This is a genomic window from Agathobacter ruminis, assembly GCF_002735305.1.
GTDB lineage: Bacteria > Bacillota > Clostridia > Lachnospirales > Lachnospiraceae > Roseburia > Roseburia ruminis.
Genome location: NZ_PDYG01000022.1, coordinates 1 through 14,946, shown reverse-complemented (window position 1 = coordinate 14,946; position 14,946 = coordinate 1). Strand labels below are relative to the sequence as shown.

General features: G+C 38.1%; 20 protein-coding genes. 17 read left to right on the top strand and 3 right to left on the bottom strand.

Features of this window, described 5'->3' with window-relative positions; genetic code table 11:
• The 4 genes from CSX02_RS05385 to CSX02_RS05370 form a co-directional block, all read left to right on the top strand.
• The coding region (locus CSX02_RS05385; RefSeq protein WP_099385904.1) for a DNA-binding protein at positions 1 to 641 on the top strand (641 nt) is incomplete at its 5' end.
• Positions 642 to 698: 57 nt separating this feature from the next.
• A complete protein-coding gene (locus CSX02_RS05380; RefSeq protein WP_099385902.1) occupies positions 699 to 884 on the top strand; it encodes a hypothetical protein in 186 nt (61 codons plus the stop codon).
• Between the two features lie 71 nt (positions 885 to 955).
• On the top strand, positions 956 to 2,209 hold the full coding sequence (locus CSX02_RS05375) for an ATP-binding protein (RefSeq protein ID WP_099385901.1): 1,254 nt from the start codon (positions 956 to 958) through the stop codon (positions 2,207 to 2,209).
• A gap of 7 nt (positions 2,210 to 2,216) precedes the next feature.
• Positions 2,217 to 2,867 (top strand): hypothetical protein, encoded by a 651-nt coding sequence (locus CSX02_RS05370; protein ID WP_099385900.1) that lies wholly within the window; start codon positions 2,217 to 2,219, stop codon positions 2,865 to 2,867.
• A gap of 88 nt (positions 2,868 to 2,955) precedes the next feature.
• On the opposite strand, the gene CSX02_RS05365 is transcribed toward CSX02_RS05370, so the two are convergent.
• A complete protein-coding gene (locus CSX02_RS05365; protein ID WP_099385899.1) occupies positions 2,956 to 3,312 on the bottom strand; it encodes a helix-turn-helix domain-containing protein in 357 nt (118 codons plus the stop codon).
• A 137-nt stretch (positions 3,313 to 3,449) separates the two neighbouring features.
• On the opposite strand from CSX02_RS05365, the gene CSX02_RS05360 reads away from it, so the two are divergent.
• The 3 genes from CSX02_RS05360 to CSX02_RS13505 are packed head-to-tail and all read left to right on the top strand — an operon-like array spanning position 3,450 to position 4,745.
• On the top strand, positions 3,450 to 4,121 hold the full coding sequence (locus CSX02_RS05360) for a DUF6557 family protein (protein WP_189281363.1): 672 nt from the start codon (positions 3,450 to 3,452) through the stop codon (positions 4,119 to 4,121).
• Positions 4,122 to 4,151: 30 nt separating this feature from the next.
• The gene (locus CSX02_RS05355) at positions 4,152 to 4,604 is read left to right on the top strand and encodes a hypothetical protein (RefSeq protein WP_242970421.1); all 453 of its coding nucleotides are present in this window, start codon (positions 4,152 to 4,154) and stop codon (positions 4,602 to 4,604) included.
• On the top strand, positions 4,605 to 4,745 hold the full coding sequence (locus CSX02_RS13505; RefSeq protein WP_189281361.1) for a hypothetical protein: 141 nt from the start codon (positions 4,605 to 4,607) through the stop codon (positions 4,743 to 4,745).
• 199 nt (positions 4,746 to 4,944) lie between these two features.
• Here CSX02_RS13505 and CSX02_RS05350 read toward each other — a convergent pair whose 3' ends face one another.
• Both CSX02_RS05350 and CSX02_RS05345 read right to left on the bottom strand, forming a co-directional pair.
• A complete protein-coding gene (locus tag CSX02_RS05350; protein ID WP_099385897.1) occupies positions 4,945 to 5,751 on the bottom strand; it encodes a nucleotidyl transferase AbiEii/AbiGii toxin family protein in 807 nt (268 codons plus the stop codon).
• Positions 5,752 to 6,294 (bottom strand): type IV toxin-antitoxin system AbiEi family antitoxin domain-containing protein, encoded by a 543-nt coding sequence (locus CSX02_RS05345; RefSeq protein WP_099385896.1) that lies wholly within the window; start codon positions 6,292 to 6,294, stop codon positions 5,752 to 5,754. It abuts the gene before it with no gap.
• A 134-nt stretch (positions 6,295 to 6,428) separates the two neighbouring features.
• Here CSX02_RS05345 and CSX02_RS05340 point away from each other — a divergent pair, with 134 nt between their 5' ends.
• The 10 genes from CSX02_RS05340 to CSX02_RS05295 form a co-directional block, all read left to right on the top strand.
• Positions 6,429 to 6,896 carry a hypothetical protein gene (locus CSX02_RS05340; RefSeq protein WP_143248138.1) on the top strand — a complete coding sequence of 156 codons (468 nt, stop codon included), beginning with the start codon at positions 6,429 to 6,431 and terminating at the stop codon, positions 6,894 to 6,896.
• A gap of 156 nt (positions 6,897 to 7,052) precedes the next feature.
• Complete coding sequence (locus CSX02_RS05335; RefSeq protein WP_099385894.1) at positions 7,053 to 7,802, top strand: CpsB/CapC family capsule biosynthesis tyrosine phosphatase; 750 nt, start codon at positions 7,053 to 7,055, stop codon at positions 7,800 to 7,802.
• A gap of 3 nt (positions 7,803 to 7,805) precedes the next feature.
• Complete coding sequence (locus CSX02_RS05330) at positions 7,806 to 8,765, top strand: ADP-ribosylglycohydrolase family protein (protein WP_099385893.1); 960 nt, start codon at positions 7,806 to 7,808, stop codon at positions 8,763 to 8,765.
• A 150-nt stretch (positions 8,766 to 8,915) separates the two neighbouring features.
• The gene (locus tag CSX02_RS05325) at positions 8,916 to 9,575 is read left to right on the top strand and encodes an HD domain-containing protein (protein ID WP_099385892.1); all 660 of its coding nucleotides are present in this window, start codon (positions 8,916 to 8,918) and stop codon (positions 9,573 to 9,575) included.
• 12 nt (positions 9,576 to 9,587) lie between these two features.
• Positions 9,588 to 9,785, top strand: a complete 198-nt coding sequence (locus CSX02_RS14170) for an aminoglycoside adenylyltransferase domain-containing protein (protein ID WP_099385891.1) — start codon at positions 9,588 to 9,590, stop codon at positions 9,783 to 9,785.
• Positions 9,786 to 9,964: 179 nt separating this feature from the next.
• Positions 9,965 to 10,609: an AAA family ATPase gene (locus CSX02_RS05315; protein ID WP_099385890.1), complete on the top strand. Its 645-nt coding sequence runs from the start codon at positions 9,965 to 9,967 to the stop codon at positions 10,607 to 10,609.
• A 184-nt stretch (positions 10,610 to 10,793) separates the two neighbouring features.
• The gene (locus CSX02_RS05310) at positions 10,794 to 11,024 is read left to right on the top strand and encodes a helix-turn-helix domain-containing protein (protein WP_099385889.1); all 231 of its coding nucleotides are present in this window, start codon (positions 10,794 to 10,796) and stop codon (positions 11,022 to 11,024) included.
• A gap of 60 nt (positions 11,025 to 11,084) precedes the next feature.
• The gene (locus CSX02_RS05305; RefSeq protein ID WP_099385888.1) at positions 11,085 to 12,065 is read left to right on the top strand and encodes a GNAT family N-acetyltransferase; all 981 of its coding nucleotides are present in this window, start codon (positions 11,085 to 11,087) and stop codon (positions 12,063 to 12,065) included.
• Between the two features lie 158 nt (positions 12,066 to 12,223).
• Positions 12,224 to 14,266 carry a methyl-accepting chemotaxis protein gene (locus tag CSX02_RS05300; RefSeq protein ID WP_099385887.1) on the top strand — a complete coding sequence of 681 codons (2,043 nt, stop codon included), beginning with the start codon at positions 12,224 to 12,226 and terminating at the stop codon, positions 14,264 to 14,266.
• A gap of 116 nt (positions 14,267 to 14,382) precedes the next feature.
• The coding region (locus CSX02_RS05295; protein ID WP_143248137.1) for a LacI family DNA-binding transcriptional regulator at positions 14,383 to 14,946 on the top strand (564 nt) is incomplete at its 3' end.

Sequence of the window (14,946 nt, the reverse complement as noted above, 5' to 3'; positions counted from 1 at the left end):
CATACGCGTTTACAGAGCAGGGAATCTATATGCTGGCAACGGTTCTAAAGGGAGAAGTGGCTGAACAACAAAGCATATTTATTATGCGTGCTTTCCGTGAAATGCGTCGGTTTATAGCCAACAATGCTTTACTCTTTGAGAAGGTCAGCCATATAGAATTGAAACAACTGGAATATCAGAAAAGTACTGATGAGAGATTTGATAGGGTGTTTCAGTATATCGAAGATCATGCCGAATCGGAGCAGAAGATCTTTTTTGATGGGCAGATTTATGATGCGTTTAGTTTGATTACAACTATTATACAGAAGGCCAAAAGTGATATTATATTGATTGATGGATATGTGGATGTGAATACGCTGAACGTTTTGGCAAAGAAGAATGCCGGTGTTGATGTTACAATTTTTACATATGCCAGCGCACCGCTTACGAATAAAGATGTGGAGAATTTTAATGCGCAGTATCCGAAGCTGACTGTTAAAAAGACGCAAGTATTTCATGATAGATTTATCATGCTGGACGGAAAGGCGTTTTATCATATAGGGGCTTCTATAAAGGATGCCGGCAAGAAGTGTTTTGGTATTTCATTGATAAATGATTCGAGCATTGTGTTAGGTATATTGAACAGATTGAAAACGATTTAAAAATAAAGTGCAGAGATATAGTAAAGAAAAATGGTGGGATAAAAGGGAGGAACTTTTTTGAAAGAAATGAAACAAGATAGTTCTACTATAGCATGGAACGCTATGGGAGATGAGTGGTTTGAACTTGCTCAGACTGGGGAAGCTCGTAACTGCTTTATTATGCCTAATATGCTTAAATTTATAGGCGATGTGAAAGGTAAAAAAATACGGTATAAAGCCCACAAATTTTCAAAGTTAGATTGACGTAACAGCTTCACATTAATATAATTAAAAATAATGGACAAATGGCCACAAATTTTCAAAAGGAGCATAGTATGGTAATACTGAGAGATAAGTATTTGGAAGATTTAAAAAATCGCATGCATAACGGAATGATTAAGGTTATAACAGGCATACGAAGATGCGGGAAATCGTATTTGGTTTTTAACATATTTAAAGAATACTTACTCAATACCGGAGTTCAGGAGAATCACATTATTTCAATCGCATTGGACGAAAGAATCAATAGAAAATATCGTGACCCTGATGAAATCCTGGCATATATCGATTCCATGACAGTAGATGCAGATGATTATTATATACTGCTTGATGAGGTGCAACTTTTAAATGATTTTGAGGAAGTTTTGAATACACTGCTTCATAAATGTAACCTTGATATTTATGTTACCGGTAGCAATTCTAAGTTTTTGTCTAAAGATATTATTACGGAGTTTCGCGGACGTGGAGATGAAATACATGTATTTCCTTTGACATTTAAGGAATTCATGCAGATCTATGATGGAGATATGTATCGCGGCTATGCGGATTACGCATTATATGGAGGGTTGCCGCTTGTTTTGTCAATGAAGACGGAAGAGCAAAAAATTAAATATCTGATTTCGTTATTTGAGGAAACCTATATTAAGGACATCAAGGATAGAAATCAAATTGAAAAGTTGCAGGAACTAAATGATTTAATAAATGTATTGGCATCGGCGATGGGATCATTAACAAATCCGAACAAAATTGAGGCGACTTTTAAAAGCAAGCTTAATTCAGAGATATCCGGTAATACAATCAGACAATACATTGAATACTTACAAGATGCTTTTTTGATAAGTGAGGCAAAACGATTTGATGTTAAAGGCCGAAAGTATATTGGAACACCATTAAAATATTATTTTGAAGATGTAGGACTTCGTAATGCAAGACTTGGATTTCGTCAGGTTGAAGAAACTCACTTGATGGAAAATATTGTCTATAATGAACTGAGGACAAGAGGATATCAAGTTGATGTTGGCGTTGTGCCAATTAGAAGAAACAATGATACCGGAAGAAGAGAACGGTCTCAATTAGAAATAGATTTTGTGGCAACATTAGGTAGTAAGAAATATTATATTCAGTCTGCATTCAGTTTGCCGGATGAGGAAAAGATCAAACAGGAAAAAGCATCGTTGATCAATGTAAATGATTCTTTTAAGAAGATAATAGTTGTGAACGATACAATGAACATAAGACGTGATGAGACAGGAATTACTACAATCAATGTGTATGATTTCCTGTTAAATGAAAACAGCTTGGACTTGTAGGGGGCGTATGGCATCAAGTATTATACATTTAGCAATCACAAATGAATTGGAAAAGCGATTATCCTTTAATGATGCGAACAGACTTAAGTTCGGGGCTGTAGTGGTTGACGCGGGAGTTGGTGGAAACAAGTATGGGAACGCCCATATGAAAGTAAATGTTCAGGACGGGACAAAGAAAACCTACGATTTTGACAGATACAGGGAAATGTTCGGAGAGCGAATGCTTAAGGATGATCTTTATTTAGGATACTATTTGCACCTTGTGCAGGACGCTTTGTACAGGCACTTTGTATATGACAGATATCATTGGAATCCGGTGCTTCCCGGAAATGTGGAGCGATTACATAAAGACTATGAGATAATAAACCCATATGTTATCAATAAGTATGGATTGGTGAATGATCTTATAGTACCTGACAGATTTGAGGACGAGGCTTTGAATCAGATCAGCGCTTTTGACACAAAGGGGCTTATGCAGGATATGAATTCGTATTTTCTGCCCATGGATGAAGAGCCCGTTTTCTTTTTCACTAAAGAAATGTCCGATGAATTCATAGATGAAGCTGTGGAATTTTGTGTGGATGAGGTTAAGAAAATCCGAAATGGAGAGCGGGGCATTGATATGCTAACGTACGCCTGGAAAAGAGAAAATAGATAAGAATGAACAATAGTAATTTTAATAATGATTACTTTTAGCAGGTATTCACTTGGATACCTGCTTTTTTCGCGCATCTTGTGAGCGTACTTCATTTGATTGATTTTTGTTCAGACAATTTGGCAACATAGGTGGATAATCTTTTGACCATGTTATCATTTGACATTTTGCAGATATTGATTATTTCAAATAATTCCGGATCGGCTGTTTTAGATATGGTATATGAAACAGGCATAGGATCATCAGACTGGTCTGTCAAGTACTCAACAGATGTATTTAGAACATTTGCAATGACTGTTATTGTTTGAATAGAGGGTATTCTGGTGCCCGCTTCGTATCGCAAATATGCCGGTTGCGAAAGCTGCATTCTTTTGGCCGCTTCTAATTTGCTGATGCCAAGTTTTTCTCTGCATTCTTTTAATCTGGATATATTTAATGAAACATTCATAGTAAGTAACTCCCTCAAAAAAATTATTATATATCAAAACCTCCATTGATTATACCATTGGAATATGCTATTATCAATATACCAATGGTATAATTGTGAGGGGGAGATATAATCATATGAAAACTATTCAACAGGTATTGATAGAAACAGATCACAAATCAATAGAATCTGCCTATTTTTATGAGCATCCGATTAATCTATGGGAAGTAAAGGACCTTGATGATATTACAATCGGAGAATTTAATAAAAGTATATCTGCCAGGTTTCAGGACTTTCTGAATAAACTATGTGAGATGAATGCAGAAGCTAGTCCGGAAAAGCAGGGAATATTATTTGTGTATAAATCGCAAACGCAGGATATTATATTAGGTGAGGTGGTAGGACTAATTCACGCAGATGAATTAATGGGTACGGAGGAGCTTGAGAATCTTCCTTTATATGCATATGAATTTACGGAACAAAAAGAGGCGTTAAGTTTTCTCGTTTCAGATAATAAGCTGACACAGGATAACATAATGGATGTGATTGTTGATTTTTTACATGAAATATCTTTCTTTGGGTATGATCAGGAAAGCCTTGAAGAAGAAAAGAAAAAACTCGATGAATCGATTAAGGAATGCGAGGAACATCCGGAACGATTGATTACATTTAATCATGAGAAATTTTGTAGAGAATATGGAATTCCAATTACGGAAGAATACCCAGAGGAGATCGAAAAGAAAAGAGCATTCTATGATGCGGGGATGGAATATACGCGGTATTGTAAAGCAATAGAACTTCAAAGGATAAAGGATTCGTTTGGAAAATAGAGTGAATAGATTTGGAAGGAACACAAAATCATGGATAAAACCTACAAAGCAATCCAATACAAAGTAACCACACATCATGATGCAGTTGTAGACAAGGAAGAACCTTGGAATAATTCTCCCGCATATGACACATTTGAAATGAGATACTGTATAGTGTCAACCGATACTGGTGAGGTTCTTGATGATGCTCAGGGGTATGGGTATAAAACAGCACAAAAGGCATATGCCGCTTTTGCATATAAAAATAGAGACAAGAGTAAAGATAAGGAACATCTTGCAAGAAAGCGACATATTGAACAATGGATGGAACAGAACAAGTCTTTTGTAAAGCTGATGGACTCCTATGCATTTGAGATAGCTAAAGGTACAATGGCTCCCAACGATAAGTTTGACGCAAAGTTTGTGAGGAAGCTTTTAAGAGAAGAAAGTTTGGAAACCGATTTTACAGTTGGTGAATTGTTGAAAGTATGGAGGGGCAGATAAATGGCACGACCTAAAAGCGATAACGTACAAATCAACATTCCCATATCTTCTGAGTGGAAAAAGGAACTTGAAAACCTTGCACGTATATATTCAGTTGAAGCATTAAAAAAACATTTTAAGAACCATACAATCACAGCTTAGTGCCATTTTTATACCATGCAAAGAAGACACGGGGAAAATCTCCAAAAATAAACGATTTTGCAATGACAGGCAACCAGAGACAAGGATGAAATCCTTGAACTTGAGTAATGTACAAGAGCCAAGAAATGCTGAATTTAAGGCGTTTCTTGGCTCGTTTTTGGTTGCGTGACATTATTAAGTGGCAGAACGGAGATTATGTTTATAGAGGTATGCTTTTTATAAAATCAAGATCCTTTTCTAAAGCTTCATCTATGGATATGTCAAGCCAATTCTTATCAGATTTTCGGAGCTCTCGCAAATAGCCGGTATTAGTGAACATACGCTCTATACGACTTACTATATCATTCATGGAGGAGACTTTTTTTAAGGAGTCATCATCAAATATGTATTTTTGTATGCAGTCGGTAAGCTGATCCATTTTTACACGTTCGCTTAAATAGCAAATGTCAAATACATCTTTATACCGGGTATTGCGACTGCCAAAACGTACCATGGATTTAAGCTTCTCCGTGATCATCTGTGCCGGAGAATTAATAAGAAGACTGACGGCATCTTCCTGAAAACCAACGTCAAAGGCATATTCCTCCTGTTCTATGGAAAGGTCGTTGTGGACACCCAGATCCATTTTTAGGGAAATGGTATTTTCTTCAGCATCAGTTACGGATATAAAAATACGTTTACCTTTGTAGTCCTGATGATTCAGTTCTAGGATATTTCCTTCAAGCTTAATTGTCAGATCATCTATGCAGTTGAGTTTTTCGACAAAATGCCGGATAGAATCATTTGATATAGAATAGCGAATGAAATCCAGATCGAGATCCTGTGTGGCACGACGGGAGTTGTTGGAAATGCTACGCATTACAACGCCACCTTTTATTGTTGCGTTTCTGGCCATACCACTGTCGGCAATTGCTTTTAGAATGATATCCTGACCGAGTTTTGACTGGGCATTTTCTTCATTGTATCCTAGAGATTTTATCCTTTCGGTTTCTTCAAATAAGTTCATTTACAGTACCTCCATTTGTATCATATCCATCAGTCTTGCACCGTTATTAAACATGGCAGCATACTCTTCTACAAGCCCAAAATCCATGTCAAACGAAAGTCGTCGGTAATTCTGTATGATTTCTTTATAGTAATCCATGGGGAACTTTGCTTTAAAACGCATGAGTTCTATGAGCATACGCTCTATATTATATATGCGGATTTGGGAATTGTTGTATTGCATTTGTGATATGCCGGCTTCAAAAATGTCATCCTTTACAAAGGATTGTCGTATGCGGGAATCACGTATTCTTGTATCGGTTCTTCTTGTTGCAAGATAATAGTGATCAGGGATTACATCCGTAAGGGAATGATAGTAAAAGGCGCTTCTTCCGGTGTACACAGCTTTTGGGTATTTGAGCATGATAACATCAATCTCTGAAGAATTACGTTTGGTGGAATAGATGCCTTTTTCTTTCATAAAGAGCATCCCGTCAGCTATTTCTTTTTTTATTTTATAATCGCTACCAAATTTATCTATGCATTCCTGATATGTAAGGAGCATAGAATCACCTCCTAAAGTAAACGCTCACACAAAGCGAAGTTGTGTGTATAATTACTTTAATTATAGATGATTATCAAAAAAAATCAAGTTAAAATCCAAGTAAATGCTCACACAAAAAGAAACTGTGTGTATATTTGGTAGAAAAAAGTAGGCGATCACGAAGTTTTTTGTTTGCCCCTAGGGAGGGGGTGGGGCACCTACGGACTCTTGGACTGTCGCCTGCGGAAGCCATGCTTTTATCCGATAAAGCTTCAATTGAAGCAATTCCAAATTTTGAAGAATTGCTTGTAGATGAAAACTCTGATGTGGAATCAAATGCCAGATTTGATATGGATGCTAAAACACAGGCTAAACTGGATGCGGTTTTTGCAACCTTTAGCAATCTTGAGCTTTTCATTCTTATGAAGGAGTTTGGCTTTTTCGGTAAAGAGATGGGAAGTATGACTGTCAGAGAGATGTCATATCAGGATTATTTTGTAGATATGGTTCGCAAAGAGAAGCTGGGTTCAAAGAATATTGAATTTGGTAATGTAAAGGTAACTGTAAGGCAAGCCTTTTTTGTTGATGTAGTTCGCTATGCACTTTTTTATGTGATGAGTTAGGTTGTATAGTTTACAATCGATACCAAAAGGTATCGAAACGATACCAAAAGCCTTAAGCTTTTTTTAAATTGATATATAATGAGTTTATTCAAAGATGGCGCGCATCATTGAAGGAAACTAAAAGAATCGTATGTAAGACGAAAGGGGATATTTATTATGAAAATAATCGATATACATTCACATATGCTATATGGAGTAGATGACGGATCAGAAAACTTACAAATGTCCTTAGAGCTTATCAGAATGGATTATGAACAGGGTGTAAGGGGAATCTTTTTTACAAACCATGGAGAGGGAGTCGTAAGTAGAATCGCAGAATACAACGAAAGATTTGAGAGTATCAGCCTTATGGTCGGTAAACTATACCCAGATTTAAAATTATATCGTGGATGCGAGGTGATTAGCCGCAGAAGTGACATGGATTTTGTCATCCGTAATCTGGAATCGGGGCACTTACCGACACTAAATCGGACAAAGTATGTTCTTACAGAGTTTGTACCGAAACAAACCAAAGGCATGCAGGAAGTAGATTATTGTATTGATGCTTTGATCGAAGGCGGTTATATTCCTGTGATTGCCCATATAGAAAGGTATTCGGACATTTATGACGACCCTATCAATAACATAGAAAAATTAAAAGAAAAGGGCTGTTTTACACAAGTGAATCTCTATAGCGTAGAGCAGGACAGGGGGCGCGTTTCCGGAGGAGCACGCAAGATTCTTGCTAATGAATTCTTAAAACATCAGCTTGTTGATTTTGTGGGAACGGACACGCATCGGTTGGACTACAAGAGCCCGGAAGCAAAAATCGGAGCAGAAAAGATCGTCGAAAAGTATGGCGAAGATTATGCACAAAGAGTTTTGTTTGAAAATGCAGAGAGAATCCTAATAGGAAAGGGTGTTTAATGTATGGATAGAAATATTTGTCTGGACGGGATTATGGGTGTAGTAGTTGGAGATGCTTTGGGCTGCCCGGTTCAATTTATGGATCGAGAAGAAATCCGAAACAGAGCGATAGGACCGGTTGCTGGAATGGAAGGTCATGGGACCTATGATATGCCGGCAGGAACATGGACGGATGATAGTAGTTTGACATTGGCCTTGTTGGATAGCATTCGTGAACTGAGAGAAATTGATTTAGAAGATATCATGACCCGATTTGTGGATTGGTATGAGAACGGAGAGTATACGCCTTTCGGTGAAGCATTCGATATCGGAAATACATGCTCTTTCGCTATTGAAAATTTTGAAAAGAAACATGATGTATTCACCTGTGGAAGAACAACAGAACATTCTAATGGGAACGGTTCTTTAATGCGGATTTTACCGGCATGCATTTATGCATATACCAGTAACATGTCAGATGAAGATGCAATAAAGGTGATTCATGCTGTATCCGGTCTTACACATAATCACTTAAGATCCAAGATGGCATGCGGTTTATATTATTTCTGCATGAAAGGGATTCTTGATTCGAAAGGTGCCTTGAAGAATAGATTGCAAAAAGGTCTGGATATGGGATTTGCTTTTTATGAGAAAGACATTATGGATCGTGTGGAATTGGCTTATTACGGCAGACTTCGTGATTTATCAGAGTTTCACGAGGTGCCTGAATCAAAGATAAAAAGTAGTGGCTATGTGCTAGATTCGTTGGAGGCTGCTCTATGGACATTGATAAAAACGGATAATTTTAAAGACTGCTTGCTCATGGCTGTAAATCTGGGCGATGACACGGATACGATTGCTGCCATCGCCGGAGGACTAGCCGGAATTTACTATGGCTACGATTGCATTCCAGAGGAATGGCTCAGCGTGATTCAGCGAAGAGAATGGGTAGAATCGCAGTGTAGGATGAGTGATTTCTCCTAATGATTATAATGAAACAGGGTGACAGCATATTTCATGTTTAAAATCTATGTTTCATATTTTTAACTCGAATTTAGCTTGTTAGAAGAGATTCGCAGCGTTAAAATCGAGTTAAACTCATATTAAGTATCCAGTAAATGCGAGGGACGGTATATGTTAAATCATAAGCTAATAGAGCAAACTGAAGTATTTTTGAAAAAGACTTTTGAGGATTCTTTATATCTGAACGCTGAGGGGCATTTAGCGGGCAAAAACTATCGGTTAGAGCATACCTACAGGGTGGCCAATATAGGTCTTGAGATTGCGAGAAAAGAAGGATTTGATGAAACGGAGATGGTAATAGCCTGCTTGCTTCACGACATTTCATATTGTGAGGATTTCGGAGAGAACGGCTGGATCGAACATGGAAGACGGGCAGCGCAACTGGCTCGCCCATTTCTCGCGGGGCTGGGCCTGTCAGAAGATCGAATAAACGATATCTGCTATGGAATAGCTATTCATGTAGATGACAAAGCAGATTTTGAAGGAGAAAGAACGCCTTTTGCGCTTTCTGTGGGTGATGCTGACAATATCGATCGCTTTGATGTTTACCGCATTCACGAGATTCTCAGTAATGACGGCTTTCTTGGAATGGAATACGAACAAAAACGTGATTACGCCAAAAAGCGTCTTGAAAAGCTTCGAGAGATCATAGATATACCTTTGGGAACGAAAGCAGCAGAGGAACTTTGGAGATCCCGTCTGTCTTTCTATATACAGTTCTTCGAAAAACTTGTCAGCCAGATAGAAAACAGTAAAAGCATTATATTTTGAAAAGCGTATAGTATTAAGAATGGGCTTGTCCTTTCTAAGAAAGAGGGCGGCGAACGGGCACTGAACCATGCTCATGAAAGATATCATAGTCTGATACAAGATGCCTTGATAGAATATGCAGAGGATAGAAATATATCTTATGATACGAATCTTGCAAGGGATTATGCCAACTATATGGTGAATCAGATTGCAAGCTTAAGAGAAATGTGATATCTATATTTAGATAGTGATTATCTACAATAGACATATTATTTAATGATAATGAAGGGAGAATACTACTATGGTGGCATTTTTGAGATTAAGAAATATCTGATAGCATGAGACTTTATTATTAGTTTCATGCTTATAAAGTACATAAGAAGCATACTAATAAATAAAGGAGAAGCATTATGATATTTCAAGATAATGTAATTAAAGAGTATTTAAAAAACGTATATTTTATCACCGGAACACCATGCGGAGGAAAAACTACCGTATCAAGAGCATTAGGAAAAAAATATGGTATTCAAGTTTATGACATTGATGAGATGTTCCCAAGTCATCAGTTGCTGTCAAATGCTGAGCATCAGCCTGCTATGAATATGACTTTTACAGATGCTGACGAATTCTTTGGAAGGTCTGTTGAAGAGTATCGGAATTGGCTAGTCTCTAATACTCGCGAACAACTTGATTTTGTGGTGTTAGATTTGATCAGACTTTCTAAAAATACAAAGGTCATTTGCGATTGCCATTTGACAGTAGAACAGGCTGATTTATTGTCAGATCCATCAAGAGTAGTTTTTATGATCAAAGAACCTACCGATTTGGTTGACGATTACTGCAATAGACCGGATCATCAGGGGTTCAGTGATTATATACACAGTGCGATTGATTTTGAAAGTGCGAAAAGAACTTGTAATGAAACTCTATATTCGCTTAATGCAGAAAAATATGCGCAAATAAAGGCAGGAAATTATTTCTGGATTGAGCGAGACACCAAAAGAAGCGTAGAAGAAACAGTTTCATTGGTTGAGAAGCATCTAGGATTAGTTTAGATTGGTGTTGATAACATTAGCTGATACAGATAATGTTAATAGATTGCAGGTAATCCTTGTGATTGCCTGCAGTTTTATTTTGGGAAAAAATTGTTGTACCCAATGAGAGAATGCATACGTTGACAACGTATACAAGTTGGTTTATACTTTATTAAAGTATAAAGATGTTTTTGGAGATGATAGTATGGATATTTCAGAAAAAATAAAGGAATTACGAAAGAAAACCGGATTATCACAAAGCAAATTTTCCGCTAAATTTGGAATTCCCGTAAGAACTCTTCAGCAGTGGGAACAGGGAATAAGCGCCCCTCCGGAATATTTGGTCAGAATGATGGCATATATTATGCAGCTTGAGGAAGATGTGCAAATAAATGATGAAGAACCGATAAGGGGGAAACATGCAGATGGCAAATGATAAAGTTCAGTTATTTGAAGACCGGCCGATAAGGACAGCATGGGTAGAGGATGAGGAAAAATGGAACTGCGGAAAATAAATGAAATAGATGCAAAAGCTCAGTGGGAGTACACCACTGCATTACCGGAAGATGAGAATGGATTAACAAATCCGTATAACGGAGTTTCTTACGATGATTATATCGAGAAGGTTTTACCGACGTTGATTTCTTATGAACACCCGGTTAATATGCCTGACTGGTTTGTGCCGGAAACATACTACTACCTTTGGGATGATGGGCGTCTGGTTGGAGAATTTCGTATCAGACATCATCTCACAGAAACTCTTAAGAATGGCGCAGGCCATATAGGTTATAGCATCAGGAGAGATGAACGGGGAAAAGGTTATGCCACAGCGGGCCTTAAACTAACTCTTCAGGAGGCAAGGAAAATAATACCGGAGGACGAGATATATCTCCGGGTAAATAAAGATAATATTGCCTCACAGAAGGTCATGCAAAAGAATGGCGGAAAAGTTGTCGGGGAGGATGATGGGCACTTTTTTGTGAGAATTCCGAAATATTTTGATTGTGGCATGGAAAAGGACAATTATTGGTTTAGGTATAGGACCGGAGCTATTATTGTTTGCGATAATAAGATGCTGTTTGTGAAGTCAAAATTTGGAGGATACTACTATATGATCGGTGGTGGCGTTCATCTGGGAGAGGATTCCAAGTCTTGCGTTGAAAGAGAAACATACGAGGAAACAGGTGTGAAATGCACAGCAAGACGTATTGCTATAATATGCGAGAACTTCTTTCATGGCGTAGGAGGGGTAATTGATGGCAAAGATTGTCATGTGTTAGAGCATTACTATTTAATGGATGCGCCTAAGGAGGCTTTATTTGAATCTTCAACTGATGATGAAGAGAAATTGGAATGGGTTGACCTCGATGAACTTTCAAACAACGATATTCGTCCGGCTTTTTTGAAAACCGAGCTTAAGAGAGTAATTGAGGGCGGATCACTGATTCATGTTATAAATGATGAAAGAAATGCCTAAGACTTCTTAATCAATAATGCAAGGATTTGACTCATTGCAAGAATGAAATATAGAAAAGCAAGGATGCTTGATGAAACTGCGTGAGCAGGAGGTATACACTTAAAGAATCATATCTCGGTTGGGATTTGTTCAGACCGAACGTTTGAGGAGTGTATACCATGGGACATAAAAAGAAAAAAACAAAGAGAGTAAGAACCCAAAAAATCGCTTATAGACTGGCAGTTGCGTTTATGATTCCGGTTCTTTTGATGATTGTATTGGGAATTGTTTCATATGAGGTCTCTGCAAAATTTATCGTGGGACAGTACGAAAATTTGTTGAGTGAGGAGCTTCATGCGGTCAATTCCTATATGGGTTTGCTTTGCAATAATGTGGAAGATAAAGCAACAGAAATAATCGGAAATGAGGATGTCGGAGCCTACTATTCAAAGTATGCAGGCGAAAAGACAACTAAGGCACGTGATTGTGCGACAGCTGTCAGTACATTTCTAAATAAAATTCGATCCACCTGTGATTATGTGGAAGGATATCATATCTTATCAGAAAACGGCGGAAGTATCAGCTCCGCATCTTCAAAAATAGATAACAGTGTCTATCTGGATTTCTCAAAATCAGAAGAAGGAAGTACAATTACAAAAGGAAAAGGGATTTGGGCAGGAAGACATTCCATATTAGATGATGCAGCCGGAATTTCAACTGATAACTATGCACTTTCATATATCAGAAAGTTGGATAAAGGAAATGGTTATTTGTTCATTGATGTTGATATGGAAATGGTGCTTGAACAAATCCAAAATACGAAGGATCAGGGCTGTGTATCTATGCTGATTACCCGGGATGGACGCGTTTTGACAGACAGTGAGGATTTGACAGACGATGCGGAAACTCTTTCATATCTGGAGGAGAATACAAATGAAACCTCCGGTAAAAGCACCATTCGCTACAAAGGAAAGGAATCCCTGCTATTTTATTCTGAGATTGGAGATACAGGGCTGATTCTATGTACAATCGTTTCGAAGGATCTTGTTTTGGCAAGCGCGAATTCAATCAAAATTTTGACGCTGGTTATGGTTATTCTTGCAGGTGGACTGGCAACTGCAATCGGATGGTTGCTATCGAAGGGAATTGGACATGAGATGAATTCCTTCTCTAAATCAATGGAACGTGTAGCCGGGGGCGATTTCACAACAGAAATCCGTTCAAAACATAAAGATGAATTTATGTTGCTTGCCAATAGTATTCGGCAGATGATTGATGGCATCAGCGAAATTTTAAAGAAAATATATGGATTTTCTAATCGTGTTAACGAGTCGAGCCGATATGTTGCAGAAACAATCGATGATATGGCAGGCTCGATGGAAGGAATTAACACAGCGGTGGAGGATATTGCAAAAGGAGCTGCGAATCAGGTCGGAAATGCAGAAGACTGTTTGCAGGAGATGTCTCATTTTTCGAAGCAGCTGAATCATACTTATGAATCCGCAATCTCAATCGATGATGATTCAAAGCACATGATAGAAGCTGTTCATTATGGCAGAGCAGAAATCAAATCCTTAAACGAGAAAGCAGATCGTGCAACAGAGAAGACCAAACAATTGGTACAGGACATAACAGCTGTGGCAGATGCAACAAAGGATATCGGCGGCATCATCGAAACAATACAGGCCATTGCAGCCCAGACGAATTTGCTTTCTCTTAACGCATCCATTGAGGCGGCCAGGGCCGGAACTGCAGGTCGAGGCTTCTCAGTTGTCGCAGATGAAATACGAAAGCTGGCGGAAGAATCAACCTCAGCAGTTGAGCAAATCAAACTTATCATTCATAAGATTCAGATGACAACTGAGCAAACCGTGGAAGGGGTACATGATACAGAACAGCATCTGGTAGAACAATCGGCTGCAATGAATGAGACGGTATCCGCCTTTGCAAATATATCGTCTTATATGGAAAAAATGACGGTTAGCCTAAACGCTATGACGTCAAATGTTGCAGGAATGATTGAAAGCAAAGAGCTGGTTTTGGAATCAATCAAAAAGATCGTGAATCTTTCGGAGTCTGCAGCTGCAGCCACCGAGGAGGTGACTGCAACGATTAATTGTCAGCTTAGCAATGTAAGAGGACTGCTAGACGATGCAAATCATCTTTCCGGAGAGGCACGGGGCCTAGACCGGTCGCTGCAAAAATACACGTTTTTAGAATAAGGTTTTTAGAATGAAAGGAATAGATTAATTTAAGTTAAATTTAGTTAATTATTGAAATTAATTTGTGTTTACGGTATTTTATAAATAGAAAAAAACAAGAATGATGGTGATAATTGATGGCTAAAAACGTAAAACTTGCAGATATTGCAAATCAGCTAGGTGTGAGTGTCGTAACGGTTTCAAAGGCTTTGTCCGGACAAAAGGGTGTAAGCGACAAATTGCGCGAAAAAATCATAGCTCTGGCTGATGATTTGGGATATCAACATCCATCAAAGGGAAAAAATGAGAGCGGGTCAAGGAAGCAGAATGTTGGCATCCTGATTCATGAGAAACATTTCAGCAAATACAATTCTTTTTATTTGCAAATGTATCAGATGCTTGTGACACAATTGGTTGGACAGGGCGATTATGGGATTTTGGAAGTGATTTCCCGAGAAATGGAGCAGGATTGCATCCTGCCAAACATTTTGAAAGAAGGGAATCTTGATGCAATTGTACTGTTGGGTGAGTTTAGTAAATCCTATTGTGAGTTCCTAAAATCCGAAAATAAAATTGCAGTATACTGTTTGGATTTTTCAGATGAAAAGAAGGAAGTGAATTCTGTCATCTCGGATAGCTTCTATGGAGCATACTATCTTACAAACTATCTCTTTGAGCAGGGCCACAAAGATATCGCATTC

Excerpts from the sequence above, each read along its gene's own strand:
- CSX02_RS13505 (WP_189281361.1), top strand. The coding sequence starts at position 4,605 with ATGGCACGACCTAAAAGCGATAACGTACAAATCAACATTCCCATATCT.
- CSX02_RS05310 (WP_099385889.1), top strand. The coding sequence starts at position 10,794 with ATGGATATTTCAGAAAAAATAAAGGAATTACGAAAGAAAACCGGATTA.
- CSX02_RS05325 (WP_099385892.1), top strand. The coding sequence starts at position 8,916 with ATGTTAAATCATAAGCTAATAGAGCAAACTGAAGTATTTTTGAAAAAG.
- CSX02_RS05330 (WP_099385893.1), top strand. The coding sequence starts at position 7,806 with ATGGATAGAAATATTTGTCTGGACGGGATTATGGGTGTAGTAGTTGGA.
- CSX02_RS05375 (WP_099385901.1), top strand. The coding sequence starts at position 956 with ATGGTAATACTGAGAGATAAGTATTTGGAAGATTTAAAAAATCGCATG.
- CSX02_RS05300 (WP_099385887.1), top strand. The coding sequence starts at position 12,224 with ATGGGACATAAAAAGAAAAAAACAAAGAGAGTAAGAACCCAAAAAATC.
- CSX02_RS05315 (WP_099385890.1), top strand. The coding sequence starts at position 9,965 with ATGATATTTCAAGATAATGTAATTAAAGAGTATTTAAAAAACGTATAT.
- CSX02_RS05350 (WP_099385897.1), bottom strand. The coding sequence starts at position 5,751 with ATGAACTTATTTGAAGAAACCGAAAGGATAAAATCTCTAGGATACAAT.
- CSX02_RS05305 (WP_099385888.1), top strand. The coding sequence starts at position 11,085 with ATGGAACTGCGGAAAATAAATGAAATAGATGCAAAAGCTCAGTGGGAG.
- CSX02_RS05335 (WP_099385894.1), top strand. The coding sequence starts at position 7,053 with ATGAAAATAATCGATATACATTCACATATGCTATATGGAGTAGATGAC.
- CSX02_RS05355 (WP_242970421.1), top strand. The coding sequence starts at position 4,152 with ATGGATAAAACCTACAAAGCAATCCAATACAAAGTAACCACACATCAT.
- CSX02_RS05370 (WP_099385900.1), top strand. The coding sequence starts at position 2,217 with ATGGCATCAAGTATTATACATTTAGCAATCACAAATGAATTGGAAAAG.
- CSX02_RS05365 (WP_099385899.1), bottom strand. The coding sequence starts at position 3,312 with ATGAATGTTTCATTAAATATATCCAGATTAAAAGAATGCAGAGAAAAA.
- CSX02_RS05345 (WP_099385896.1), bottom strand. The coding sequence starts at position 6,294 with ATGCTCCTTACATATCAGGAATGCATAGATAAATTTGGTAGCGATTAT.